This window comes from Mesobacterium hydrothermale (assembly GCF_035818635.1).
Classification (GTDB): domain Bacteria; phylum Pseudomonadota; class Alphaproteobacteria; order Rhodobacterales; family Rhodobacteraceae; genus Mesobacterium_A; species Mesobacterium_A hydrothermale.
The window spans coordinates 1-816 of sequence record NZ_JAYLLH010000074.1 but is presented as its reverse complement, the minus strand read 5'-3'; the positions used below and the strand labels follow the sequence as shown (position 1 = coordinate 816).

The following is an 816-nucleotide window of genomic DNA, read 5'->3' as shown; positions in this document are numbered from 1 at the left end:
GGTATTGTCACATAAATCTGCTCTGATTGTTTGGCGCGTGATTTTGGGCTAGCTGACCGTGATGCAAACACCGTCGATCAACTACAAGCGCCATCGCTTTCCGCCGCAGATCATCGCTCATGCGGTCTGGCTGTACGTCCGCTTCAATCTGAGCCTGCGTGAGGTTGAGGAAATGCTGCTGGAGCGCGGCATCGACGTGTCTTACGAGACTATTCGGCGTTGGACAGCCAGGTTTGGACCGCAGATCGCAGGGAACTTGCGGCAACGGCAGGGCCGTCCCGGCGATATTTGGCATCTGGATGAAGTTGTGGTGAAGATTGCGGGTAGGTCGTTCTGGCTCTGGCGTGCGGTCGATCAGTATGGCGTGGTGCTAGATGAAATCCTGCAATCCAGGCGGGATAAGCAGGCCGCAAAACGGCTGTTGGTCAACCTGATGAAACGGTATGGCTTTGTTCCCAAACGGATCATCACAGACAAACTTCGATCTTACGGTGCGGCCAAGCGCGAGGTCGCACCCAGCCTGGATCACTGGTCCCATAAGGGTCTCAACAATCGCGCCGAAAACAGCCACCTGCCATTTCGAAAACGAGAACGGACGATGCAGGGCTTTCGATCTCCGGGCGGCTTGCAGAATTTTGTCGCCGTTCATTCCTCAACCCGTAACTGCTTTTTCGTTCCAGCCCGCCGTCGATCAGCCCCGACCATCCGTTATCACCGAATGGAAGCTTTCGACGCCTGGAGAGCGGCTGCAAATATAGCCTGATCTCAGAAGCGTCGGTGAACTTTGCGGTCCCCGGACGTTAATGTGACAATACC

General features: G+C 55.4%; 1 protein-coding gene. It reads left to right on the top strand.

Annotated elements, in window-relative coordinates:
• Positions 1-61: 61 nt before the first annotated feature.
• Complete coding sequence (locus VK792_RS19490) at positions 62-763, top strand: IS6 family transposase (RefSeq protein ID WP_326299591.1); 702 nt, start codon at positions 62-64, stop codon at positions 761-763.
• The last annotated feature ends 53 nt before the right edge of the window (positions 764-816 follow it).